General features: G+C 63.5%; 18 protein-coding genes. 12 read left to right on the top strand and 6 right to left on the bottom strand.

Annotated features, from left to right (window positions below; translation table 11 throughout):
• The first annotated feature begins 4 nt into the window (after positions 1–4).
• From B2V21_RS00865 to B2V21_RS00850, 4 genes are all read left to right on the top strand, one after another.
• The gene (locus tag B2V21_RS00865) at positions 5–1,045 is read left to right on the top strand and encodes a histone deacetylase family protein (protein ID WP_286915749.1); all 1,041 of its coding nucleotides are present in this window, start codon (positions 5–7) and stop codon (positions 1,043–1,045) included.
• A gap of 120 nt (positions 1,046–1,165) precedes the next feature.
• Complete coding sequence (locus B2V21_RS00860; protein WP_286915748.1) at positions 1,166–2,140, top strand: quinone oxidoreductase family protein; 975 nt, start codon at positions 1,166–1,168, stop codon at positions 2,138–2,140.
• The gene (locus B2V21_RS00855) at positions 2,137–3,063 is read left to right on the top strand and encodes a LysR family transcriptional regulator (RefSeq protein ID WP_286915747.1); all 927 of its coding nucleotides are present in this window, start codon (positions 2,137–2,139) and stop codon (positions 3,061–3,063) included. The genes B2V21_RS00860 and B2V21_RS00855 overlap by 4 nt, the downstream gene beginning before the upstream one ends.
• Before the next feature lie 575 nt (positions 3,064–3,638).
• A complete protein-coding gene (locus tag B2V21_RS00850) occupies positions 3,639–4,187 on the top strand; it encodes a trypsin-like peptidase domain-containing protein (RefSeq protein WP_134723258.1) in 549 nt (182 codons plus the stop codon).
• Positions 4,188–4,281: 94 nt separating this feature from the next.
• On the opposite strand, the gene B2V21_RS00845 is transcribed toward B2V21_RS00850, so the two are convergent.
• The gene (locus B2V21_RS00845; protein ID WP_056843640.1) at positions 4,282–4,743 is read right to left on the bottom strand and encodes a PA2169 family four-helix-bundle protein; all 462 of its coding nucleotides are present in this window, start codon (positions 4,741–4,743) and stop codon (positions 4,282–4,284) included.
• Between the two features lie 187 nt (positions 4,744–4,930).
• Positions 4,931–7,045 carry an ATP-binding protein gene (locus B2V21_RS00840; protein ID WP_286915746.1) on the bottom strand — a complete coding sequence of 705 codons (2,115 nt, stop codon included), beginning with the start codon at positions 7,043–7,045 and terminating at the stop codon, positions 4,931–4,933.
• 233 nt (positions 7,046–7,278) lie between these two features.
• Here B2V21_RS00840 and B2V21_RS00835 point away from each other — a divergent pair, with 233 nt between their 5' ends.
• The gene (locus B2V21_RS00835; RefSeq protein ID WP_286915745.1) at positions 7,279–7,704 is read left to right on the top strand and encodes a cell wall hydrolase; all 426 of its coding nucleotides are present in this window, start codon (positions 7,279–7,281) and stop codon (positions 7,702–7,704) included.
• Between the two features lie 295 nt (positions 7,705–7,999).
• Positions 8,000–10,423 (top strand): glucose/quinate/shikimate family membrane-bound PQQ-dependent dehydrogenase, encoded by a 2,424-nt coding sequence (locus tag B2V21_RS00830; RefSeq protein ID WP_286915744.1) that lies wholly within the window; start codon positions 8,000–8,002, stop codon positions 10,421–10,423.
• A gap of 429 nt (positions 10,424–10,852) precedes the next feature.
• On the opposite strand, the gene B2V21_RS00825 is transcribed toward B2V21_RS00830, so the two are convergent.
• Positions 10,853–11,317 carry a GreA/GreB family elongation factor gene (locus B2V21_RS00825; protein WP_286915743.1) on the bottom strand — a complete coding sequence of 155 codons (465 nt, stop codon included), beginning with the start codon at positions 11,315–11,317 and terminating at the stop codon, positions 10,853–10,855.
• 122 nt (positions 11,318–11,439) lie between these two features.
• Between B2V21_RS00825 and earP the strand changes: the two genes are divergently transcribed.
• Together earP and B2V21_RS00815 are read left to right on the top strand one after the other, a co-directional pair.
• Entirely contained in the window at positions 11,440–12,582 is a 1,143-nt protein-coding gene (earP, locus tag B2V21_RS00820; protein ID WP_286915742.1) for an elongation factor P maturation arginine rhamnosyltransferase EarP, read from the top strand.
• Between the two features lie 49 nt (positions 12,583–12,631).
• The gene (locus B2V21_RS00815) at positions 12,632–13,201 is read left to right on the top strand and encodes an elongation factor P (protein WP_049858924.1); all 570 of its coding nucleotides are present in this window, start codon (positions 12,632–12,634) and stop codon (positions 13,199–13,201) included.
• A 190-nt stretch (positions 13,202–13,391) separates the two neighbouring features.
• On the opposite strand, the gene B2V21_RS00810 is transcribed toward B2V21_RS00815, so the two are convergent.
• Positions 13,392–15,131, bottom strand: a complete 1,740-nt coding sequence (locus B2V21_RS00810) for an IlvD/Edd family dehydratase (RefSeq protein ID WP_286915741.1) — start codon at positions 15,129–15,131, stop codon at positions 13,392–13,394.
• A gap of 215 nt (positions 15,132–15,346) precedes the next feature.
• Between B2V21_RS00810 and B2V21_RS00805 the strand changes: the two genes are divergently transcribed.
• From B2V21_RS00805 to B2V21_RS00790, 4 genes are all read left to right on the top strand, one after another.
• A complete protein-coding gene (locus B2V21_RS00805) occupies positions 15,347–16,657 on the top strand; it encodes an MFS transporter (RefSeq protein WP_056843633.1) in 1,311 nt (436 codons plus the stop codon).
• 22 nt (positions 16,658–16,679) lie between these two features.
• On the top strand, positions 16,680–17,669 hold the full coding sequence (gene araD1, locus B2V21_RS00800) for an AraD1 family protein (protein WP_286915740.1): 990 nt from the start codon (positions 16,680–16,682) through the stop codon (positions 17,667–17,669).
• 69 nt (positions 17,670–17,738) lie between these two features.
• The gene (locus B2V21_RS00795) at positions 17,739–18,014 is read left to right on the top strand and encodes a DUF5629 family protein (protein ID WP_236707082.1); all 276 of its coding nucleotides are present in this window, start codon (positions 17,739–17,741) and stop codon (positions 18,012–18,014) included.
• Positions 18,015–18,118: 104 nt separating this feature from the next.
• Positions 18,119–19,279 (top strand): lactonase family protein, encoded by a 1,161-nt coding sequence (locus B2V21_RS00790; protein ID WP_056843630.1) that lies wholly within the window; start codon positions 18,119–18,121, stop codon positions 19,277–19,279.
• 54 nt (positions 19,280–19,333) lie between these two features.
• Here B2V21_RS00790 and B2V21_RS00785 read toward each other — a convergent pair whose 3' ends face one another.
• Both B2V21_RS00785 and B2V21_RS00780 read right to left on the bottom strand, forming a co-directional pair.
• Positions 19,334–22,966 (bottom strand): AAA family ATPase, encoded by a 3,633-nt coding sequence (locus B2V21_RS00785; protein ID WP_286915739.1) that lies wholly within the window; start codon positions 22,964–22,966, stop codon positions 19,334–19,336.
• Positions 22,963–24,204, bottom strand: coding sequence for an exonuclease SbcCD subunit D C-terminal domain-containing protein (locus tag B2V21_RS00780; protein ID WP_286915738.1), 1,242 nt, complete (start codon positions 24,202–24,204; stop codon positions 22,963–22,965). Before B2V21_RS00780 ends, B2V21_RS00785 begins: the two co-directional genes overlap by 4 nt.
• Positions 24,205–24,325: the final 121 nt, after the last annotated feature.

The raw sequence follows: 24,325 nt of genomic DNA, 5'->3' as shown, positions 1-24,325 counted from the left end.
CGTCATGCGCAGTTTCTTTCACCCAGAACAACTGCTTCATCACCCGCGCAGCTATTACTCCCGAGGTCAGATGCGCACGCCGCAGGAAATCCCCGAGCGTGCCTTGAACCTGGTGAAGGCCGCCGAGTCGCTGGGCTTTGCCATCGAGCAGCCTAGCGATTTCGGTCTGCAACCTTTGCTGGCCGTGCACAGTTCCGCGTACCTGGCATTCCTGCAGAAGGCACACCAGCGTTGGAAAGAGGTGCCTGAGGACTGGGGCGATGAAGTCATGTCGAACATCTTCGTTCGCGAGCCCAATGCCCTGCGCGGCATTCTCGCGCAAGCGGGGCGCTATCTGGCTGATGGCAGTTGCCCGGTTGGCGAGAATACCTGGCGCGCAGCCTACTGGTCAGCGCAGTGTGCCGTGGCTGCTGCTCAGGCCGTACTCGACGGAGAACCCGCCGCCTATGCGCTGTGCCGCCCACCAGGGCACCATGCGCGGGCCGAGGCCGCCGGTGGCTTCTGCTACGTGAACAGCGCCGCCGTGGCAGCCCAGGCGCTGCTTGCCCGTTATGCCAAGGTTGCCGTGTTGGACAGTGACATGCACCATGGGCAGGGCATTCAGGAAATCTTCTACGAGCGCGATGACGTGCTCTACGTATCGATCCATGGCGACCCGACCAACTTCTACCCCGGTGTTGCGGGTTTCGACGATGAGCGCGGCGCCGGGCCGGGCGAGGGATTCAACTTGAATCTGCCAATGCCCCATGGCTCGACCGAGTCGGTGTTCATGGACAAGCTGGAGCAGGCACTCGACGCAGTGATCAGGTTTGGTGCCGACGTGCTGGTGCTGTCGTTGGGCTTCGACATCTATGAACTGGATCCGCAAAGCAAGGTGGCAGTGACCACCGCAGGCTTCGCTCGATTGGGCGAGCGGGTGCGCAGCCTCGGTCTGCCGTGCGTGATCGTTCAGGAGGGTGGCTACCACCTGGAATCCCTCGAGGACAATGCACGCGCCTTTTTTGTCGGGCCTCAGGTCTGGCAGCTCGATGGTGGCGGCGACTGAGCCGTTTATCCGCTGAAGATTGCTGCACCCCATGCAGGTATATACTGCAAATCCACCGTCTTGTAGAACCCCGAGCGAGTTTCCATACTCACTCGCACTACTGACCGACTGGAGAACGACATGGCCGCAGTGATTCGTTTCAATCAACCGGGCGATCCTTCCGTGCTGTGGGAGGACACTGTGGCCGAGCAGGCGCCGGGGGAGGGGCAGGTGTGGCTGCAGCAGGCGGCCATTGGCGTGAATTATCTCGACGTCACCCAGCGCAACGGTGCGGTCAAGGTGCCGCTGCCGTCCGGCCTCGGCCTGGAAGGTGCCGGCACCGTGGTGTCGGTGGGGGCTGGGGTCACCCACGTGCAGCCGGGCGACCGCGTGGCCTATGCCACAGGCCCGCTGGGCGGCTATGCGGCGCAGCGGCTCTATCCTGCGGAACGTCTGGTGAAGCTGCCCGCTGGCGTCAGCTTCGAGCAGGCGGCGGCGGTGCTCTTCAAAGGCACCACTGCGCAATACCTGCTCAAATCCACCTATCCGGTGGGGCCCGAAACGACGATGCTGCTGTACGGCGTCGCCGGTGGCCTGGGGCAGATCATGGGCCAGTGGGCCAAGCACCTGGGCGCGTACGTCATCGGTGTGGTGTCCAAGCCCGAAAGTATCGAGCGGGCCAAGGCCGTGGGCTGCGACGAGGTGCTGGTGTTCGATGCGGCCACGCTGGCTGCGGATGTGGCGAAGCTGACCCAGGGGCGCAAGGTGGACGTGGTCTACGACCCGATCGGACGGATCTCCTTCGAGGCGTCCCTGGACAGCCTGCGACCGCGGGGCCTGATGGTGTCGTTCGGGGCATCCTCGGGCGCTCCGGCGGCGGTCGAGCTGTCCACCCTCAATGGCAAGGGCTCGCTGTTCCTGACCCGGCCGTCGATCGTGGCTCATACGGCCTCCGCCGCCGAGTATCAGGAGCGCGCCGCCGACGTGCTGGCAGCGGTCGAGGCGGGGATCATCACGCCGCGGATCTGGAAGACCTATCCGCTGGCCGAAGCAGCGCGTGCCCATGAGGCACTCGAGTCGGGGCAGTCGGGCGGGGCGATCGTTCTGACGCCATGACCCCGGACCTGCTGGACAGTCAGCACAGCGACGAGATCGCCGCCTTCCTGGCCGTCGCCAGCCAGGGCTCGTTCGTCGCCGCTGGTCGCTTGCTGCAGCGTCATCCCACGGTGATTTCCAAACGCCTGGCCGCCATGGAAAAGCGGCTGGGCGTGCGACTCATGGAGCGCTCGACCCGCCAGGTACGCATCACCGACGTCGGCGCGAAGCTGGAGCAGCGCCTGCGCTCGGCGCTGTCCCAGATCGCCGAAGCCGAGCAGCAGGCCACCTCGGGCGTCACGCAGGTGCGCGGCGTCTTGCGCCTGGCGCTGCCGGCCGCCATGGGGCGCCTGTGGGTGGCGCCGTTGTTGCCCGAATTTCTAAGCGCGCACCCTGGTGTGTCGATCATCGCCGACTACAGCGAGCATGTCGTCGACATCATCGAGCAGGGCTATGACCTGGCCCTGCGCATCGGCGAGCTGGACGACAGCCGGCTGATCGCCAACAAGCTCTGCGACCATCGCCGCATACTCTGCGCGGCTCCCGCCTACATCGAACGATTCGGCATGCCGCTCAGACCCAGCGACCTCGTCCGGCACAACTGCCTGCGCTTCAGCGGGCTGGCGTCGTTTCCGGAGTGGCGGCTGCACCATGCACAGCGGCAGGAGAGCGTGACGACCCAGGGCACCCTGACCTCCAATGACAGCGAAACCTTGCTCAGCGCCGCGTTGGCGGGCGTGGGCATTCTCGGCGCCGGCGAGTGGCTGATGAGCCGTCAGTTGGCGTCGGGCGAACTGGTTCAGGTACTGCCCGACTGGCGACTGGATTCAGTGGGCGGGGTCTACCTGATACGGCCGTCCTCGAAATTCCCGGCGGCCACTGTTCTGGCGTTCAAGGCGTGGATCGAATCCAGGTTTGCCAATGGGCCGCTCTGGGCGTTGTGAACGGTCCCTGGTGGGTCCTTTAGCACGCAAAGCGGAACCACGTCACAGTAGTGTCACTGTGATATTAAAGTCTCTGACAACTCGACCGATACCCCCATTACAAGCGAACACATGAGGGCCAACAGCCATCATCGAAGTTGCTTGCTCGCAACAAGTGATGGCACAATGTCATCATCGGTCATTGCGTCCTGAATTCAGGGCGTCATGGCCTTGGTTGGTTCGACATGCCCCGTGCAGCTCTTGAGCTTCACGATCATGCCGACCGACACCCGATCATGCTGTCAGTCACGATCCGACAGGATCGCCAGGGAACAATGGCGGCCTGGATTTCCACGTAGCGCTACAGGCCTGCGTTGGCATCCAGGGTCTTTACAAACACTCGCGCAAGCGAACCTATTCTCATCCAGAGGGGTGAGAACCACGCAAGCAAGGTTGCTTTTATAATCCCAGAAATGGGATTGCTCCATTGGAACACAATGAATCGATCTATCTGCCTGACGCTCGGTCTGCTTCTTTCCGGCTGTAATGGCATCCCGACTCCCTTTGTAAGCGATGCTGCCTACAAAGACGCTTTCATGGTCACCTCCAGTCTTCCCGCCCCTCTTCTGTATCAAGCCTCGGCCGTGCAATGGAACGAGGACTATGCAGTTTCCGCCAAGCACACGCCTTATCTGAGTGATGTCGCGTACCGCGGTCGCGGCGACGTGGTCTTCATCAAGCGCAAAGCCACTTCGGCGCCGCACTGGCGTCAGGCATCGGTGGGCGAAAGCGTCACCGCTGTGGGTTTCAGCCCTTTGCTGATGCCCGTCAAAGGCAGTGGTCAGGTGAAAGAAGGCAAGCTGCTACTCCAGAACCTCAACGATGGCGTACTCTATTCCATCCACGATGGTCCCAGCGCCGTAGGCATGTCCGGCGGGCCGGTGTATGGCAAAGACGGCTCCGTGGTCGGTATGACAGTGGCGTTCGTGCCCACGCACTACACCCAAAACCTGACCAACAGCGACCTGGCCGATGCCAAGCGTGTGAGCGTGTTCATGGGTTACAAGGAAATCGAGAAGGAGTGGCGGCGCTTTCAGGGTGACGTCAAGGTACCGGCCCCAGTTGCAGGCTACGTGATACGTTGAGTAAGTCGCGCGAGGGCAGGGGTGTTGTCGAGGCGGGGGACGTGGCGGGAAAAGCACGGCTCGGGCGGCCTCGGCAGCCGCCCAAGCCCTTCACTCATTTCTGAGCGCGAGCTGCGTCACGCAGGGCCTTGATCTTGTCATGGTTGCGCATCACGCCTTCGAATTGCTTCTGGATCAAAGCGTGTGCCTCAGGGGTCACATCCTTGTTTTCCAGTGCCTTGGTGTAGCTCTTCTTGGCAACGTCTTCGCCACGCTCGGCTTCGTTGAGCAGGGCAACATCGTCTTTACCGGTGATGGCCGACTTCAGGTCGACCCAACGACGGTGCAGATCGCCAGCGACGCTGGTGGTGGTTTCAGCTTCGCCACCCAGTTGACGGACGTAGGCTTGCAACTCGGCAGCGCCGGAAGCGGTGTCGGCAGCAGCGGTGGTGAAGACGCCTTTGAGTTCGGCGTTTTTGGTGTTCTCGGCGAGATCCTTGAAACCAGCCTCACCATCTTTCGATGTCTCGATGAGGTCGTTGAGTACCTTGATCGTTTCTTTATGAGCGTCGGTCATTTCAAAATCTCCGTGATGGACGGTCTGGCTCAGACCCAAGAGGCAGCCATGGCGTATGCATGGTACGTACGCTGTGATTAGGGCGCCCGGTTGTGCCGAAGGTTCCGATTTTTTTGAAAATGAGCGTTCGACGTTCGTGCAGAACCCGTCCACTTGACGTGTCGAGGCGCGGCTGCACCCAGCAGAATCAGGTGACTGGCTGAGTTGTGTCGGCCAACTCCCTGACCAATCGATCCAGCTCGGCAAGTTCGAACGGTTTGCGCAGCACCACGGCACCGGCGATGGCGTCGAGCGCGAGGGTGTCGGCGTAGCCGCTGATGAAAATGATCGGTAACTGCGGAACGAATTGGCGGGCCTTGCGCGCCAGCTCGGCGCCGTTCATCTCCGGCATCAGAAAATCGATGACGGCCACCGCGAAGCGGGTGTTGCCCAGCAGCGCCAATGCCTTGCTGCCGCGGTCGACGTCGATCACTTGGTAGCCGCGGGCGCGCAGGTCATCGACCAGCACCGTGCGTACCGCATCATCATCGTCGACGACCAGCACCGGCCGGGCGAAGGGTATCGCTGGCGCAGTGGTCATGGGCTGCACCACGCCGCGCGGGGGCACCTGCGGCCGCTCGGCCGCAGGCAGCACGAGTTCGAAGGTCGAGCCTTGGCCCAACTCACTGGTGATCCTCAGATCCCCGCCGCATTGACGGCACAGTCCATAGACCTGGGCCAGACCCAGGCCGGTGCCGCGGCCCGATTCCTTGGTGGTGAAAAAGGGTTCACAGGCCTTGGCCAGCACCTCGGGCGACATGCCCGTGCCGCTGTCGCTGACGTGAATCGATACCGTGGGCGGCGTGCTCGACGGCTCGGTGGGCGAGCACTTGACGGTGAACCAGCCGCCATCGGGCATGGCATCTCGGGCGTTCAGGGCCAGGTTGAGGATGGCCATCTCCAGTTGCAGCGGGTCGGTGCTGACGAACAGATGACGGTTCGGCGTCTGCATGTCGATGTTGATGTCAGGGCCCAGTGCGTTACCCACCAGTTCGAAGGCAGCGTTGACGCTATCGGCGAGATTGACCGCCGATACGTTCAGGCGTTGCGTGCGTGAGAAGGCCAGCAATTGCCCGGTCAGGCGAATGCCCTTTTCGGTCGACAGGGTCGCCCGTGTCACGTACTTCAGCGCCTTGGGATCGCTTACGACGTGGCGATGGAGCAATTCGAGATTGCCTGAAACGCCCATCAGCAGGTTGTTGAAATCATGAGCGATGCCGCCCGTCAATTGGCCTACTGCGTCCAGGCGCTGGGCGCGGTTCATTGCCTGTTCGGCGACGATGCGTTGCGCCGATTCCTGTTCCAGCTCGGCCCGCTTCTCGTCCAGTTCCAGCTCCAGACGCTGCCTGATGGTGGTTTCCAGTCGCCGCTGCTTGTGCCGTTGAAGGTCCAGTCGAGCGGTTACCCGGCCATCCTTGATGATCAGAATCACCAGCGGCATGAACACCGTTGCCACCACCAGGGCCAGTGCGGCAGGCGCACCAATGGCACGGGCGTTGACGGCCGATAGCAGCAGCCAGCCGATGACTGGCAGGATGGCGGTCAGTAGCAACTGTCGACGGGTCGCGGCGCCGGCGCGATTGCTCAGCGTGACCACGTTCAACCAGCCCTGGTCGGCCTGAAACAGCATCATCGATACCGCCAGGCACACCAGCGCCAGGGCGGTGTGGACCGCCATGGCGTTGAACAGCAGCACCGAGTACAGGTCCTTCACGCCGTAGGCATAACCCAGCAGGCCAATGCCGGCCACGGCGAAAGCGAGCAGGGCGAGGACATCGCAGACTTTATGTCGACCGGCGAGTTGCGCCATGCGCGCCACGCTCAGCAGGGCCAGACAGCTCGCCGTGGCCGGGGAAACACTGCCCAAAGCAAGCGCAGAAGGGGCAAACAACCACGCGTTCACCGGGCCACTGAATACGTCACGACCGATGAGCAAGTGCGCGCCCAGCAAGCCGAAGGCGATGCACGCGGCGACCCCGGCGAGCAGCCAACTGGGGCGCGCACGCCGTCCCAGCAGGCTGGAGAGCGCGAGTGCGCAAAGCGCCATTGCGGTCAACGGCGACATAGCCGTCAACCCGGGGATCAGTGCGTTCAGCAGCCGTTTCCCCAACCCGTACTCGCACAGCGCTGCAGTGCCGGTGAGCAGCGCCACCCAGGCCAATAGCTTGGCCACCCACCTGACCGACGTCGCGGCATGCAGACGGCTCAATCCCCAATCGGAAGTGCGGGTTCCGATGTCCAGGTCGTCGTCAGGTGCGTGCATCAGTGACAGGCCTCCGTGGTGGCATGGGCGATCGAGGGGCTGGTGAGTGTGCGGCGAAGGCTGGGTCTGTCATTTGTAGAGGCAATACCGCCAAGTCTCAAGCCTTGGGCTGCTTTATTCGGATCGGGAAACTACCGCCACGCCGCTGCCGGTGGGGAATCGTTGCCGGCTGGCAAACCCGTGCGCAGCTCCGCAATCTGGCCACGCCCGACCGTTCATCAGCAGAGATCACCATGACACACATTCAACAGGTACACGATGTCGTTGCGCGAACGTTATGGGGTGAAGCCCGTGGCGAAGGCATCCGCGGACAAATCGCGGTGGCCTGGGTCATCCGCAACCGCGTGCAGGACGCCCAGCCACGGTCATGGTGGGGCGAGGGCTATATCGGTGTGTGCCGCAAGCCCTGGCAGTTCAGCTGCTGGAACCTTCGGGATCCCAATTACCCCTATGTCAGTGGCGCTCGTCCCATTCCCCCGGCGCAGCTGGCGCAAGCCCTGGCAGTAGCCGAACAGGTGGTGGCCGGCCAGGTGGCAGACCCCACCGGCGGCGCCACCCATTACCACGCCACGCACCTCTCCCCACCGCCAGCCTGGACAAAGGGCGCTACCCGCACCTTGGTGCTGGGTGGCCATGCCTTCTTCAAGAACGTGGCCTGAGCCTACCTGCGGTCTCGACAAAACCTGGTCAGTATTACCGCCCGCGCAACAGTGTTTCACCGCGCTGCGCTATGGCGATTTGTCGCAGCTGCAGGATTTTTTTGATATCGTTGCGTAACTAACTAATTAGTTAATGCTGCGGCGGCACCCGTTTCCCTTCCGGGAGCTTTGACGGGAGGCCGTGCAGGTCGTGGAACCACGTCACCCATAGTGTCATGACAAGCGTGTCGTACAGGCTTGCCTACACTGTGTTCGACCTTCCAGAAACGTTCATGCGTCAACAGGATCATGCAACATGACTAAGCCTCAACCTTCGCCAGCGGTGCGCCGTTGGCCCATCTGGGTCGCTGCCTTGGGCGTACTCGTATTCGGACTGCTCTATCTTGCTGGCGGTGGCTACCTCGCCGCGCTGGGGGGGAGCTGGTACTTCCTGCTGGCCGGTCTGGGCATGACCGTCGCCGCCATCGCCCTGTTCAAGTCGCGCCTGCTGGGCGCCTGGCTGTTCGCCGCGGTCATGGTGCTGTCGGTGATCTGGGCCCTGGTCGACGCCGGTCTGAACTTCTGGCCGCAAATCTCCCGTCTGTTCGCTCCGGCGGTGCTGAGCCTGGTGGTGGCGTTGGCCTATCCGACCTTGCGTCGGGCCAATGGCCTCAGCGGCGGCCGCGCTGGCTATGTGCTCGGCGCCGTGCTGGCGGTGGCGGTGGTTGCTGGCGGCGCCGGCATGTTCGTACCACACCCTTCGGTCGCGCCGACCGGTGAAGGCCCCGGCCTGACCCAGGTCAACCCGGCCAATGCGCAGAAAGACTGGGCCCATTACGGCAACGACGAAGGCGGCAATCGCTTCGCGGCCCTGGACCAGATCAACCGCGACAACGTCGCCAGCCTGGTACCGGCCTGGACCTACCACACCGGTGACGTTGCCATCAGCAACGGCAACGGCGCCGAAGATCAGGCCACACCGTTGCAGGTGGGTGACAAGGTGTTCGTGTGCACCCCGCACAACAACATCATCGCCCTGAATGCCGACACCGGCAAAGAGCTGTGGAAGAACGAGATCAATGCCCAGGCTGCGGTCTGGCAGCGTTGCCGTGGCCTGGCGTATTTCGATGCCAGCAGCCCGGTGGTTGAGTCCAGTGAAGGCAACACGCCAGTCAAGGCGGTGTCGGTCGCACCCGGCGCCAACTGCCAGCGTCGCCTGCTGACCAACACCATCGATGCCCGCCTGATTGCCGTGGACGCCGACACCGGCGAGTTCTGCCAGGGCTTCGGCAACAATGGCCAGGTGGACCTGAAAGCCGGTCTGGGCAAGGTTCCCGATTCCTACTATCAGTTGTCGTCCGCGCCGTTGATGGCGGGCACTACCGTGGTGGTCGGCGGCCGTGTCGCCGACAACGTGCAAACCGACATGCCCGGTGGCGTGATCCGTGGTTTCGACGTGATCACCGGCGAGATGCGCTGGGCCTTCGATCCGGGCAACCCTGAGGACAAGCAGGCGCCGACCGGCGACAACACCTATGTACGCAGTACGCCCAACAGCTGGGCGCCGATGTCGTACGATCCGAAGATGAACACCGTGTTCCTGCCCATGGGCAGCTCGTCCACCGACATCTACGGTGTCGAACGTACTGCGCTCAACCATCGTTACGGTGCTTCGATTCTGGCGCTGAATGCGACCACGGGTGAGGAAAAGTGGGTCTATCAGACCGTGCACAACGATCTGTGGGACTTCGACCTGCCGATGCAGCCCACCTTGATGGACTTCCCCAAGCCTGACGGCAGCGGCGTGCCAGCAGTGGTGATCGGTACCAAGGCAGGGCAGATCTATGTGCTGGACCGCGCCACGGGTCAACCGCTGACCGCTGTGCAGGACATTCCGGTCAAGGGCTCGGACATTCCTGGCGAACCCTATGCCAAGACCCAGCCGCTGTCGGTGGGCATGCCGCAGATCGGCGCGCAACACCTGAGCGAATCGGACATGTGGGGTGCCACGCCGTTCGACCAGATGCTGTGCCGCATCTCGTTCAAGAAAATGCGTTATGAAGGCCTGTACACCGCGCCGGGCACCGATGTGTCGCTCAGCTTCCCGGGCTCCCTGGGTGGTATGAACTGGGGCAGCTTGTCGACCGATCCGGTGCATGGCTTCATTTTCGTCAATGATATGCGCTTGGGCCTGTGGGTGCAGATGGTGCCTCAGCAGAAGGATGCCAAGGCTTCTTCGGGTGGCGAAGCGCTGAACACCGGCATGGGTGCGGTGCCGCTCAAGGGCACGCCGTACGCCGTGAACAAGAACCGCTTCCTGTCCATCGCCGGCATCCCGTGCCAGGCGCCGCCATTCGGCACCTTGACCGCGATCGACATGAAGACTCAGAAAGTGGCGTGGCAAGTACCGGTCGGGACGGTGGAAGACACCGGCCCAATGGGTGTGAAGATGCACCTGCCGCTGCCGATCGGCATGCCGACGCTGGGTGGCACGCTGTCGACCCAGGGTGGCCTGGTGTTCATTGCCGGTACTCAGGACTACTACCTGCGGGCGTTCAACTCGGCCACCGGTGAAGAGGCCTGGAAAGCCCGTCTGCCGGTTGGCAGCCAGGGTGGCCCGATGACCTTCGTCTCGCCCAAGACCGGCAAGCAGTACGTGGTCATCACCGCTGGTGGCGCCCGCCAGTCGCCAGACCGCGGCGACTACGTGATCGCCTACGCCCTGCCCGACAAGAAGTAACCCCCACAGCCGCTGCCACACCCCTGTAGCAGCGGCGCAAGCGGTAAACCACGCAACCCGCGTTGCACACAGACGCGGTATGCACAATCCCTGTAGCAGCGGCGCGAGCCGCGTCGGCGGCGCATGCGGTGTATCAGACAATCCGCGTCGAGGCCGGACGCGGCTTGCACCACTGCTACAGGGGATTGCAGCGTCAATGTCTCACGCGGTGTGCCAAACAAACCGCGTTGCACACAGACGCGGTATGCACAATCCCTGTAGCAGCGGCGCGAGCCGAGTCGGCGGTGCATGCGGTGTATCAGACAATCCGCGTCGAGGCCGGACGCGGCTTGCACCGCTGCTACAGGGGATTGCAGCGTCAATATCTTACGCGGTGTGTCAAACAAGCCGCGTCGGCGGTGCATGCGGTGTGTCTACTTGCTCCGGGCGTCAAATCACCTCGGCGATGACCTGAACGTTGCCGCCCATGCTGACCTCATCGTCCACCTCTTTGCCCAACAGGCTTTGCCCCAGCGGCGAGCGTGGGGTAATGACCATGATCGGGCAGCCTTCGAACTCAAGCTTCAACCCCGCCGCATCCGGACCCAGAAAAAACCACTGGCGCGCACCGGTTGCCGATTCCAGCGTCACCAGCGCGCCCAGCTCGATTCCCGCCCGAAAGTCACGCAACTGCAATGCACGAAACTTCGCCAGCCCCTGGCGAATCTCCTCCATCCGTCGCGCCTGTCCAGTGGCCAGGTAGGACGCTTCCAGCCCCAGCGTGTCGTATTTGTTCTCGGCCACGTTCTCTTCGTGGGTGGCGGTTTCATAGGCCGTCTGGGCGGCCCGCTGGGCAACGTCCAGGTCCAGGGTCAGGCGTTCGATGATCGATTGCAGCAGGGCAGGCTTGTTCATGGGCAGACTGATGATTGGGGCGAGCGCACGATTGTCGCACGAACCGCCTTTAATGCTTCTGTGCGCCGGTGTTTATGCGGACAATAGCGCGCTTTGTGTAACCGTTTGCGTTGGAGTCAGCCATGAAGGCCACCTGGGACATTTTCTGTACGGTCGTGGACAACTACGGCGACATTGGTATCACCTGGCGCCTGGCCCGGCAGCTGCAGGTCGAGCACGGCATGCAGGTTCGTCTGTGGGTCGACGACCTGGTGCCGTTCGCTCGCCTGTGGCCTGCGGCGAACGCCGAGCAGGCGCAGCAGTGGCACGACGGCGTCGAAGTCCGGCATTGGAGTGGCGAATGGCAAGCGACCGAGGTCGCCGATGTGGTGGTGGGGGCCTTCGCCTGCAAGTTGCCGCCTGAATATGTGGACGCGATGGCGGTTCGCAGCCCGTCACGATTGTGGTTGAACCTCGATTACCTGAGCGCCGAAACCTGGGTCGATGGCTGCCACGGCCTGCCGTCGCCGCAGCCGGGCGGACTGCGCAAGTACTTCTTCTTCCCCGGCTTCACCACGGGGACCGGTGGCCTGCTGCGCGAAGCCGGGCTGATCGAGCAGCGCGAGGCTTTCCAGGCCGATCCTGCGGCGCGTCAGGCGTTTCTCGCAGGAATGGGCGTGGAGCCCGAACCGGGAGCGCGCTTGCTGTCCCTGTTCGCCTACGAGCACAGTGGCCTGGCCTCATGGCTGGACGCGCTGGCTGACGATACGCGCAGCAACCATCTGCTGGTCCCCGAAGGACGAGTGCTGGCCGATGTACGGCAATGGCTGGGCGACGCTTCCCTGGAGGTCGGCAGCCAGGTGCAACGAGGCAGCCTGAAGGTCCAGGTGCTGCCGTTCGTCCGCCAGAGCGAATATGACCGGCTGCTGTGGTGCTGCGATTTCAATGCCGTGCGCGGCGAAGATTCCTTCGTTCGCGCCCAGTGGGCCGCCGCGCCGATGGTCTGGCACATCTATGTGCAGGAAGAATACGCCCACTGGGAAAAGCTCGAAGCGTTCCTCGATCGCTACGGCGAAGGCCTGTCGCCCGCGGCCTATGCGGCGCTGCGCGGACTGTGGCGGGCCTGGAACCAGAGCGTGGAGGGCGCCGACATCGGCCCGGCGTGGCGCGAGGCCCTCGAACACTGGCCGGAACTGGTCGCGCACGCGCGTCAATGGTGCGCGCTACAGGCCGCACAAGCTGATCTTGCGACGGCGCTGGTGCAGTTTTACCGAAATTGGCTATGATACGCGGCCTAGATTTTTGTAAATCACCATCCAAATTCGGATATTCGTAATGAAAACTGGTAAAGAACTGAAACCCGGTACCGTGATCCGTATCGACAACGACCCTTGGCTGGTTCAGAAAGCTGAATTCACCAAGTCGGGCCGTAACAGCGCGATCATGAAGACCAAGCTGAAGAACCTGCTGACCGGCTACAAGACCGAAACCGTCTACAGTGCCGACGACAAGCTGGACGACGTGATCCTGGACCGCAAGGAAGCGACCCTGTCGTTCATCAGCGGTGACAGCTACACGTTCATGGATACCACCGACTACACCATGTATGAACTGAACGCCGAAGACATCGAAGCCGTTCTGCCATTCGTGGAAGAAGGCATGACCGACGTCTGCGAAGCCGTGTTCTTCGAAGAGCGTCTGGTCAGCGTAGAGCTGCCGACCACCATCGTGCGTCAGGTCGACTACACCGAAGGTTCCGCTCGCGGCGACACGTCGGGCAAGGTCATGAAGCCTGCCAAACTGAAGAACGGTACCGAGCTGAGCGTTGCGGACTTCATCGAGATCGGCGACATGATCGAGATCGACACCCGTGAAGGCGGTTCGTACAAAGGTCGCGCCAAGTAAGCTTCATGCCTGCTTGATAGCGATGCAAAAACCCGACCTTGAGTCGGGTTTTTTTATGCCCAGTCACCGCCCATTTCGTAGGAGCGGTCATCGGCCGCGAAAAAAACGCCACGGTATATCCTGATGCACCGTAGTGTTTTTTTCGCGGCCACTGACCGCTCCTACAGGCTGGCGTCGCGGCGCGGGGTGGTCAATGCGAATGCCGCGGCACCTCGGACCCCCTGCACCCGACCAGAAAATCGAAATCGCAACCCTGGTCGGCCTGCATCACATGGTCGATGTACAACTGCCGGTAGCCGCCCACCAGCGACGATTGCGCCGGTGCCTGCCAGTCAGCCAGGCGGGCCTGCAGTTCGCTGTCGGGGATGTCCAGATGCAAGCGCCCGCTGGCGCAATCGAGCTCGATGTAATCGCCTTCGCGGACCACTGCCAACGGCCCGCCGGCGGCTGCTTCCGGCGCCACGTGCAGGACTACCGTGCCGTAGGCGGTACCGCTCATGCGCGCATCGGAAATGCGCACCATGTCGGTGACTCCTTGCGCCAGCAGCTTGGCCGGCAGGCCCATGTTACCGACCTCGGCCATGCCCGGATAACCCTTGGGCCCACAGTTCTTCATGACCAGGATGGAGCTGGTGTCCACGTCCAGGTCTGGATCGTTGATGCGCGCCTTGTACATGTCGAAGTCCTCGAACACCACCGCGCGACCGCGATGGGTCATCAGCGCAGGAGTGGCGGCCGAGGGCTTGAGCACCGCCCCTAGCGGCGCCAGGTTACCGCGCAACACGCAGATGCCACCGTCGGCCACCAAGGGGTTGTCGATGGCGCGGATCACCTCGTCCTCGCCATAGATCGGCGAGTTCTGCACGTTCTGCCACAACGTCTGACCGTTGACGGTCAAGGCATCCGGGTTGGGGATCAGATTGTTTTCCCCCAGGCGGCGCAGGACGGCCGGGAGACCACCGGAATAATAGAACTCCTCCATCAGGAAGCGCCCCGACGGCTGCAAGTCGACCAGGGTGGGGGTGCCGCGGCCGATGCGCGTCCAGTCGTCCAGCTCCAGGTCCACGCCGATCCGGCCGGCGATGGCCTTGAGGTGGATCACCGCATTGGTCGAGCCGCCGATGGCCGCGTTGACCCGAATGGCGTTTTCGAACGCCTCCTTGGTAAGGATCTTCGACAGGCGCAGGTCTTCACGAACCATCTGCACCGCACGCATGCCCGACATGTGCGCGAGCACATAGCGACGCGAGTCCACTGCGGGAATGGCGGCGTTGTGCGGCAGCGAAGTGCCCAGCGCTTCGGCCATGCAGGCCATGGTCGAGGCGGTGCCCATGGTGTTGCAGGTACCGGCCGAACGCGACATGCCGGCCTCGGCCGAGAGAAACTCGTCGAGGCTGATCTGGCCTGCTTTGTACGACTCGTGCATCTGCCAGACGATGGTGCCGGCGCCGATGTCCTTGCCCTTGTGCTTGCCGTTGAGCATCGGCCCGCCGGTCACGACGATGGCCGGCACGTCGCAGCTGGCCGCGCCCATCAGCAGGGCAGGGGTGGTCTTGTCACAGCCGGTGAGCAGCACCACGCCGTCGATCGGGTTGCCACGGATCGCTTCCTCCACATCCATGCTGGCCAGGTTGCGGGTGAGCATCGCCGTGGGGCGCAGGTTGGACTCGCCATTGGAGAACACCGGAAATTCCACAGGGAAGCCACCGGCCTCGATCACGCCGCGTTTGACGTGTTCGGCGATGGTGCGGAAGTGGGCATTGCAAGGGGTCAGCTCGGACCAGGTGTTGCAGATGCCAATGATCGGCTTGCCATTGAACTGGTGATCGGCGATGCCCTGGTTCTTCATCCAGCTGCGGTACATGAAGCCGTTCTTGTCAGCCGTACCGAACCATTGGGCCGAGCGCAGGGTGGGTTTGTTGTCAGGCATGAGGGCTCTCTTATTGTAAGACTTGTTTTTGTGTATGCCCTCAAAATAGGCCATTGGATCGTCGATTGGAAGAGCTTGTGAAGCAAATAGTAATACTATAAAGTCGATTTCAGTGAAGGTTGAGCGTCGTTTCAGGTCCCCCGAAAAGGGCGACGGGGCGCTGTGGCCTTCCCACCCAAAACAAGCATAAAAACAAGAAAGTGGAGATCGATCCCATGAGCCAGGAACTCGGGCTTATACGCCGCATCACCTTCAAATTGATCCCGTTCCTGATTCTGCTGTACCTGATCGCCTACGTGGATCGCTCCGCAGTGGGCTTCGCCAAGCTGCACATGGGCGCGGACGTGGGCATCGGCGACGCCGCCTACGGCTTGGGTGCAGGGCTGTTCTTCATTGGCTACTTTCTACTGGAAATCCCCAGCAACCTGATGCTCGAACGCTTCGGCGCCCGTCGCTGGTTCGCCCGCATCATGATCACCTGGGGCGCCATCACCATCGGCATGGCGTTTGTGCAAGGTCCGCACAGCTTCTATGTCATGCGCTTCCTGCTGGGGGCGGCCGAAGCCGGCTTCTTTCCCGGCGTGCTGTACTACATCACGCAGTGGTTCCCGGTCCGTCACCGCGGCAAGATCCTGGGTCTGTTCATTCTGTCCCAACCCATCGCCATGATGATCACCGGGCCTGTGTCTGGCGCTCTGCTGGGCATGGACGGCGTGCTCGGCCTGCACGGCTGGCAGTGGTTGTTCATCGTCATCGGCACGCCGGCCATCCTGCTGACCTGGCCGGTGCTGCGCTGGCTGCCCGATGGCCCGCAGCAGGTCAAATGGATGAACCAGGCTGAGAAAGACTGGCTGGCCACTGAACTGCAGAACGACCTGCAAGCCTATGGCCAGACGCGCCACGGCAACCCGCTGCATGCGCTCAAGGATTTTCGCGTGCTGCTGCTGGCGTTGTTCTACCTGCCGGTGACCTTGAGCATCTACGGCCTGGGCCTGTGGTTGCCGACCTTGATCAAACAATTCGGCGGCAGCGACCTGACCACCGGATTCGTGTCTTCGGTGCCGTATGTATTCGGCATCATCGGCCTGTTGCTCATCCCGCGCAGCTCGGATCGTCTCAACGATCGCTACGGCCATCTGGCGGTGCTGTACGTGCTGGGCGCAATCGGTCTGTTTCTCAGCGCCTGGCTGAGCCTGCCGGCGGCGCAACTGGCAGCTCTGTGCCTGGTGGCGTTCAGCCTGTTCTCCTGCACGGCGGTGTTCTGGACCCTGCCGGGTCGCTTCTTCGCCGGGGCCAGTGCGGCGGCCGGCATTGCCCTGATCAACTCGGTGGGCAACCTGGGCGGCTACATCGGGCCGTTCGTGATCGGCGCGCTCAAGGAGTACACCGGTAACTTGGCCAGCGGCCTGTATTTTCTCAGCGGCGTGATGGTGTTCGGGCTGGTGCTGACCGCAGTGGTCTACCAGTTGCTGGAGCGCCGTCACGTGCTGCCGGCCGATGCGTTCGCCGCCAGCGCCCGTTCCTGAACCCAGCAAAAGGAAGCTCGTCATGCATCTGGTGCAATTTGAATTGAACAACGGTCAACGTCGGGTCGGTCTGGTCGATGGCGATCGGGTCCACGAAGTGCGCGGCGCGAACAGCGTTCGTGAACTGGCTTTGGCCGCCATCGCCGCAGGCCATGGCCTGGCCCAGGCGGTGGATGGCCGTGGTCTGGGTGAGCAGCACGACTACCCGCAGTTGCTCGAACAGGGGCGCATTCTGCCGCCGCTGGATCACCCCGATCCGGCGCACATGCTGGTGACCGGCACCGGCCTGACCCACCTGGGCAGTGCCGCCACCCGGGACAAGATGCATCAGCACAGCGCCGACACGGCAGTCACCGACAGCATGAAGATATTCCAGTGGGGCGTGGAGGGCGGCAAGCCGGCCGCGGGCCAGCCCGGCGTGCAGCCGGAGTGGTTCTACAAGGGTGACGGCAGCATCGTCGTGCGGCCCGGCCAGGCGTTCCCCGTTCCGCCCTTTGCCGAAGACGCCGGCGAAGAGCCCGAGCTGGGTGGGCTGTACGTAATCGGCCCGGACCGCCGCCCGTATCGCCTGGGATTCGCCCTGGGTAACGAATTCTCCGACCATGTGATGGAACGCAAGAACTACCTCTACCTGGCCCATTCCAAGTTGCGCAGTTGCAGCTATGGTCCGGAGCTGCGTGTGGGCGAGCTGCCCGAGCACCTGTCCGGCACCAGCCGTATCCGGCGTGCTGGCGAGGTGATCTGGGAAAAGGAATTTCTCAGTGGCGAAGCGAACATGTGCCACAGCTTCGACAACCTCGAGTACCACCATTTCAAGTACGCGCAGTTCCTCAATCCCGGCGACGTGCACATTCACTTCTTCGGCACGGCCACGCTGTCGTTCGCCGATGGCGTCGCCACCCAGGTGGGCGATCGCTTCGAAATCAGCCTGCCGGAGTTCGGCGCACCGTTGGTGAACAGCGTTGGCCAGGCAGAGCAGGCGTTCGCTCCAGGCACCGTGGGCGTCCTGTAGGGGCGCGACAGCAGGCCAGAAGGATGCATCGCAGGTATCATGGTCCTACTTTACCCAGGAGGTCCGACCATGACCCTGCCCACCGCGCTAGAAACCTGCGACATGCTGCTGATCGACACGCTGCATGCCTTCGACTTCTCCTTCGACGAAGAGCAGACCCTGCACATCGAATGCATGGACGGCCGCGAGCTCAAGCGTTGGGCGTTTACCCTGGCTGAGCAGCAAGCGGCTCAGCCAGGTGCCGAGCCCGACAGCTTCGTTATCACTCGCGACGGCACGTCCCACACCCTGACTTGCCTCAGTGCCTTTTCGGCCCGCGACGAAGACGATGAAACCCAGGCGTGAACACGGTGGTCTGTAAAGTCCGATCCACGTTCGCTCCTGCTGCCGCAACAACATTCAGCGCCATGCAAGATCGGCCACACACAAGAGGCTTCGGAGAAACCTTCATGAAGCGAGTTCTGCTATCCATGCTTGTCAACGGCTTGGCCCTGACATCCCTGCACGCCGCTGCAGCCGAAAAATATGACCTGCTGGTGGGCACCTACACCCAGGGTTCCAGCGAAGGCATCTACCGCTACGCCTTCGACAGCACTACCGGCCAGATCGAGGCCCAGCCTCGGCAGACGGTCAAGAGTTCCAACCCGTCCTGGCTGACCTTGTCCCAGGACCAGCGCCGCCTGTTCGTGGTCAATGAAAACGGCCCCGGCCAGAAAGACGTAATTGGCAAGGTCACCAGCTTCACCGTGGACGGCAAGACCCACGATATCCGTCAGGTCAATCAGGTGGCCACCAGCGGCGACGAGCCGACCCATTCCAGCCTGAGCCAGGACGGGCGCCACCTGTTCGTCGCCAACTATGCCGTCAGTGCCAATCCGGGCGGCAGCCTCAGCGTGCTGAATGTGGCCGAAGACGGCACCCTCAGTAACGTCGTGCAGGAGCTCAAGCACGTGGCCAGCCAGGTCAACCCCGAGCGCCAGGCCGGGCCCCACGTGCACTCGGTGGTGTCGCTGCCGCCTTCGGGCCGCTACGTATACGCCAGCGACCTGGGCGCCGACCGGGTCTACGTGTACCGTTATGAGCCCAAGTCCGCCGAGCGTCCGCTGGTGCCCGCTCAACCGGCCTCGGTGCAACTGCCGGACGGCAGTGGTCCGCGTCACCTGCTGTTCAGTCGTGATGGCAAGCACGCCTACCTGACATTGGAAATGAGCGGTCAATTGGCCATGTTCGACGTCAAAGATGGCAACCTCGTACGCCAGCAGCTGCTCGAACTGGGCACCGTCGGCAAGGAAAGCGCCAGCGGCGCCTTGCACCTGTCTGCCGATGGTCGCTTCCTCTACGTGAGCAACCGTGGCACGGCCAACCAGATGCTGGTGTTCAGCGTCGACCCCGGCACCGGCCATCTCAAGGAGATCCAGCGTCGGCACGTGGACGGCGATCACCCACGCGAGTTCGCCCTCGACCCCACCGGTCACTTCCTGTTGATCGCCAACCAGAAGAGCAACCAGATCACCGTGCTCAAGCGCGACGCCAGCACCGGGATGCTGGGTGAGACGGTACAGAGCTTCAAGCAGGACGCGCCGTCGGACCTGAAATTCCTGACTCAGTAACACGCTACAGACAACCCGGCGTGCCAGGCACGCCGCGTTGTCCGGGTCAGGGCGCTAGCCGCTGACCTCGACGCTGCTCAGCCCATTGCCCAGACGCCGCACCTGAATCTGCACCGGGATGCGTTCGTGCATCTCCTGCACGTGGGAAATCACCGCCACCTTGCGTCCCTGCGCCTGCAGGCCATCGAGCGCATCCATCGCCAGTTGCAGTGATTCGGGATCGAGGCTGCCGAAGCCTTCGTCGATGAACAGCGACTCGATGCGCAGCGTGCTCGATGCCATCGACGCCAGCCCCAAGGCCAGTGCCAGCGACACCAGAAAGGTTTCCCCGCCGGACAACGAATGCACCGAGCGCAGTTCGTCGCCCATTTCGGTGTCCAGCACCAACAGCCCGAGCATGCTGCCGCCGCGCTTGAGGCGGTAGCGGCGCACCAGCTGACGCAGTTGCACGTTGGCGTGATGCACCAGCAGGTCGAGGTTGTAGGCCTGGGCGATCTTGCGGAAGCGATCGCCTTCGGCCGAACCGATCAGTGCTGCCAGGCGCGCCCAACGCTGGTAGTGCGCATCGGCCTCGGCAATCTGCGTCTGCAGGGTCTGGTTGGCGCTGTGCCGACGCTGGTCTTCGGCTTGCTGGGCGCGCAGCTCGGCGCATTGCTGCTCCTGCCGTTCGACGTCCATCAGCAGGGCCGCGTGCTGTGCGTCCAGCGCCTCGGCACTGGCGATCGCGTCGACCTGTGCCCGATGAGCCTGCTGGCGCTGCTCGCGTTCGTGCAAGCGGATGCGCGCCTGTTCCAGGGTTTTTTCCGTGGCCTGCAGGCGGCTGCGCAGCTCATCGACTTGGGGTTCATCGATGGCGAGCAGTGCCTGCAACCCGTCGTCGTCCAGTTGCGGACGCTGCTCGCGCCAGGCGTGCAGGGTCTGCTGCACGTCAGCCAGGGTTTGCTGCAATTGGGCCTGCTGCGCAGTGTCGGCCTCCAGGGCGCTGGCGGTCTGCACTGTCTGGGTTCGGAGATCCTGTTGCTGTCGGTCGACCTGCCGTTCCTGCTCGCGCGCCGTCTCGACCTGATCGTGCAAGGCCGTCTGCCAGGCGGTCGCCTGGGCATGCTCGCCCAGCAATTCGCGCAGTCGTGCTTCGCAAGTCTGCAGGTGCGTGGACAGCGCCTCGACCCGCTGGCGTTGCTGCTCGCAGTCGGTCTGCTGCCGCGCATGCTCGCTGCGGGCCTGTTCGATGCGTCGCGCACGGGCGTCGAATTCCGACTGTTCTTCATCGCGCTGCTCGATCTGGGCCAGGCGCTCGGCGATGTTCTGCTCCAAGGCCATGAACGTCTGCGCCGGGTGTTCGCGCAGGGCCTGCAGGCGAGCGGCGGGCAACTGACTGGCCAGCGCCTGTAACTCGTCGTCGAGCCGCTGCTGGTCGGCGTCCAGGTGGGACTGATGCGCCTGCAGTGTCTGCTGCGCCTGCTGGCTGGCTTCCCTGGCCTGCGCCACGGCGCGCTGCAGGGCGGTCGCCTGCTGTTGCAAGGCCAGCAGGCTGTTCTGCTGACGTTCATCCTCGTCGATCAGACGCGTGTGGTTGGCCAGGGTGTCGCGCAGCCAGTCCGCCGGCTGCTCGGCGTCGCTCAGGGCAGGGTAGAGCGGATGCCGGGCCAGCTCGGCGTCACCTGGCTGGTCGAGCCATTGTTGCTCCTGCGCCTTGAGCTGTTTGTGCTGCTCGATCAGCGCGCCGACTTCGGTACGCAGCTCGACCAGGCGTTCGGACAATGGCTTCAACGCAGCGCGGGCGCGTTGTTCTTCGTCGTCATCGTGCGCCGACAGCGCCTGCAACAGCGCCTCCGGAGCATGATAGGGGTGCTCGACACTGCCACAGACCGGACAGGGCTGCTCGGGCTGCAAGCGTTCGCGCAACTGTTCGACGCTTTCGCTGCGCGCCAGGCGCTGGCGTTCGAGCAGTTGCAGGGTCACCTTCAAGGCTTGCTCGGCCTGTTCGTGGGCTGCGCGGACCTCCAGCCCCTGGGCGGTCAATTGCTCGCGCCGGGCCAGTAAGGTGGCCTGCTGCTGGCGTCCTTGTTCGAGACGTTCCTGAACGGCGTTGCGCCGCTGCCACAGCCGTTCCAGTTCCTGTACGTCACGCAGTGCCAGGCGTTGCTGTTGCAGGCGCTGGGTCAGTTGCTGCAAGCGCTCGGGCAGTTCCTCGGCACTGCATGGGGCATGCTGAAAAACGCGGGCAAGGTCGCTTTGATGCACTTCCAGGCTCGTCTTTGTGGCCTGTGCCTGCGTCTGCAACTCTGGCAGTTCGATCTGGCCCTGGCGCAGGCGACTGCTCAGCGTCACCACTTGCTGCAGGCGCGGCAGGTAGGCGCTCCAGGTGGCGGCCAGCGGCGCCAGCTCGGCGCTGCGTTCGAGCGCGTCGGCGACCTGCTGCAGGCGTTCGCCACTGTCGGCCTGTTGCTGCTCCATGCCCAGCAACGCCTGCGCCCCGGACGCAAGCTGCCGCTCGGAATCGGCCAGCGCCGGACTCAGGGGTTCGAGCTCGGCCTGCAATCGGCTCCGGTTCGACTGTTCGTCGAAGGCCTGCTGCAACCGGGGCTGCGCTTGGGCCTGTTGCGCCAACGCCTGTTGCAGCGTGCGCCCGGCCTGCTCGCGTTGCTCGTCCAGGTGTTGCTGCTGCACCGCCTGCCGTTGCTGCCGCGAACGCGACAGCTCGATACGTTCGGCCAGGGGCCGGAGCTGGGTGCGTACTTCCTGCTCGCGGCTGAACAGGTAGCGTTGCGGTGCCAGTTGTTCGAGCATGTGCAATTGCAAACGCTGCTCGGCGCCTGCTTCCCATGCCTGGGATGCGTCTTCCACCTGCTGCCGTGCCGCCTGGCAGTCGTCGCTCAGGCGCCGGTCTTCGCGGTGCCACTGTTGTTGCTGTTCCACCTGCTTGAGATGCGTCTGGTGCTGCCGCAGTTGCTCGCTGGCGGTGTGAAATTCCAGATCCAGCGCTTCGCGCGCTTCGGCGGCCAGTGGCGCGATACCGGTGGCCTGGTCCTGCCAGTGCTTGAGCTGCTCGCGGGCGTCGCGGCTCTTTTCGAAGGCGCGTTTGCCCAGGCGGGTGTAGAGCGCGGTGTCGGTGAGCTTTTCCAGCAGTTCGCTGCGTTCGTTGTCGTCGGCTTTGAGAAAGGCACTGAATTCGCTCTGCGCCAGCATCACCGCACGGGTGAACTGCTCGAAGTTCAGCCCCAGGCGAGCTTCCAGCAGTTGTTTGTATTCACCTTTCTGGCTGGCGAGCAGCTGGTCATTGTCCAGATCGCGCAGCGACTGCCGGCTGTTCTGTAACTTGCCAGCCGGTTTGTCCCGTGCCCGGTTGGCCTCCCAGCGCGCGCGATAGCGACGACCGTCGACGCCGAGGAAATCCACTTCCGCATAGCCCGCCCCGGTACCCCGGCGCAACAGGGTGCGCGGGTCGTAGCTGCCGATTTCACCGTCGGCGTCGGGCACCTTGGCACTCTGCGACGCATTGCCCAGGCGCGGTACGGCGCCGAACAGCGCCAGGCACAGGGCGTCGAGCAGGGTGCTCTTGCCCGCGCCTGTGGGGCCGGTGATGGCGAACAGACCGGCGCTGGCCAGCGGTTCGGCGGTGAAGTCCAGTTCGAACGGGCCTGCCAGCGAGGCGAGGTTCTTCAGGCGGATGGCGAGAATCTTCATGGGGTTTCGCCCTCCAGCTGCACTTCCTGCAACAACTGCGCGAAGTCGTCCAGGGTCTGTTCGTCCACCTCGCTGCCGTAGCTGTCGAGCCAGGCGCGGCTGAACAGTTCGTGGGGGCTGAGCTGGTCCAGCTCGATCAGGGCGCCGACATCCTCGTGGTCGGCGTTGACCCGCCCGGCGTACTCGGCAGCGATCCGCACCAGACGCACGGCCTTGCCTTGCAGGGCGGTTTCGATGTGCTGGCGCAGGTCCGGTTGCGGCTCGTCGAGTACCACCCGCACTTCCAGCCAGGGGTAGCTCAGCACATCGGCCAACAGGTCCACGTCCGGTAGTTGCTGTAACTGTTCACGGACCTGCGGCAACGGCGCCGGGCCGATGCGCAGCAGGTCGACCGCACGCGGGATCAGGATCGGTTCCACGCTCACCAACTGCTCGCCGGCGCACTCGATCTCGAGGATCTGGTGCGGGTACTCGATCTCGGAAAACGACAGCGGTATGGGCGAGCCGCTGTAGCGAATGCGTGATTCGCCGTTGACCTTCTGTGGCTTGTGCAGATGGCCCAGCGCAACGTAGCTGATGCTGGCATCGAACAGGCTGGCCGGAAGGGCTTCGGCGCTGCCGATCACCAGGCTGCGCTCGGACTCCATCGACACCGAACCGCCCGCCATGTGCGCGTGGCTGATGGCGATCAGGGCCTGACCCGGCGAGCGTCGGGCATTGGCAGCGGCGATCAGCATTTCGTGGACCTGGGCGATGCCTTGCAGGTAATCCTCGCCCAGGGTTGCGCCGGTCACCTCGGCGGGGCGCAGGAAGGGCAGGGCCAGGCACCAGGCCTGCACCTGGCCATGGGCATCGGGCAGCGGCAGCAACAGCCGCTCGCTGTCGAGGCGGCCGTCTTCGAGCCACATCACCCGGCCCAGCGCATGGGTGCGCAGGCGACGCATCAACGGCCCCGGTAATTCGATGCGCGAACCGGAGTCGTGGTTGCCGGCGATCATCACGATGGTCAGCTGCGCTTGTTGCTCATGGGCGCTGACGATGAAGTTGTAAAGCCGCTCCTGCGCCCGCACCGGCGGATTGACCGTATCGAAGATGTCGCCCGCCACCAGCAGCACGTCGGGCTGGCGCTGGGCGAGCTGACGCAGCAGCCAGCGCAGGAAGCTTGCGTGTTCGAAGTCGCGCTCCTGACCGTGCAGGCTTTGGCCGAGGTGCCAGTCGGAGGTGTGGAACAGGCGCATGAAGGCTCCAGGGGGCAGGGAAGGCCGCCATGATAGCCGTTCGGTCCCGCGCTTCCCATGCGCCCGCTCGTAGCGGGATGTGACGGACCGATTTTTACGCTTTCTTTACGGCCAGGCCCGG

The sequence above is a fragment of the Pseudomonas sp. UBA6276 genome (genome assembly GCF_002438365.1).
Lineage (GTDB): Bacteria > Pseudomonadota > Gammaproteobacteria > Pseudomonadales > Pseudomonadaceae > Aquipseudomonas > Aquipseudomonas coleopterorum.
Note: the sequence above shows the minus strand (reverse complement) of the source record. Positions and strands in the feature narration are given on the sequence as shown.

Coding starts and splice junctions, on each gene's coding strand:
- B2V21_RS00865 (WP_286915749.1), top strand. CDS start 5: ATGCGCAGTTTCTTTCACCCAGAACAACTGCTTCATCACCCGCGCAGC.
- B2V21_RS00860 (WP_286915748.1), top strand. CDS start 1,166: ATGGCCGCAGTGATTCGTTTCAATCAACCGGGCGATCCTTCCGTGCTG.
- B2V21_RS00855 (WP_286915747.1), top strand. CDS start 2,137: ATGACCCCGGACCTGCTGGACAGTCAGCACAGCGACGAGATCGCCGCC.
- B2V21_RS00850 (WP_134723258.1), top strand. CDS start 3,639: ATGGTCACCTCCAGTCTTCCCGCCCCTCTTCTGTATCAAGCCTCGGCC.
- B2V21_RS00845 (WP_056843640.1), bottom strand. CDS start 4,743: ATGACCGACGCTCATAAAGAAACGATCAAGGTACTCAACGACCTCATC.
- B2V21_RS00840 (WP_286915746.1), bottom strand. CDS start 7,045: ATGCACGCACCTGACGACGACCTGGACATCGGAACCCGCACTTCCGAT.
- B2V21_RS00835 (WP_286915745.1), top strand. CDS start 7,279: ATGACACACATTCAACAGGTACACGATGTCGTTGCGCGAACGTTATGG.
- B2V21_RS00830 (WP_286915744.1), top strand. CDS start 8,000: ATGACTAAGCCTCAACCTTCGCCAGCGGTGCGCCGTTGGCCCATCTGG.
- B2V21_RS00825 (WP_286915743.1), bottom strand. CDS start 11,317: ATGAACAAGCCTGCCCTGCTGCAATCGATCATCGAACGCCTGACCCTG.
- earP (WP_286915742.1), top strand. CDS start 11,440: ATGAAGGCCACCTGGGACATTTTCTGTACGGTCGTGGACAACTACGGC.
- B2V21_RS00815 (WP_049858924.1), top strand. CDS start 12,632: ATGAAAACTGGTAAAGAACTGAAACCCGGTACCGTGATCCGTATCGAC.
- B2V21_RS00810 (WP_286915741.1), bottom strand. CDS start 15,131: ATGCCTGACAACAAACCCACCCTGCGCTCGGCCCAATGGTTCGGTACG.
- B2V21_RS00805 (WP_056843633.1), top strand. CDS start 15,347: ATGAGCCAGGAACTCGGGCTTATACGCCGCATCACCTTCAAATTGATC.
- araD1 (WP_286915740.1), top strand. CDS start 16,680: ATGCATCTGGTGCAATTTGAATTGAACAACGGTCAACGTCGGGTCGGT.
- B2V21_RS00795 (WP_236707082.1), top strand. CDS start 17,739: ATGACCCTGCCCACCGCGCTAGAAACCTGCGACATGCTGCTGATCGAC.
- B2V21_RS00790 (WP_056843630.1), top strand. CDS start 18,119: ATGAAGCGAGTTCTGCTATCCATGCTTGTCAACGGCTTGGCCCTGACA.
- B2V21_RS00785 (WP_286915739.1), bottom strand. CDS start 22,966: ATGAAGATTCTCGCCATCCGCCTGAAGAACCTCGCCTCGCTGGCAGGC.
- B2V21_RS00780 (WP_286915738.1), bottom strand. CDS start 24,204: ATGCGCCTGTTCCACACCTCCGACTGGCACCTCGGCCAAAGCCTGCAC.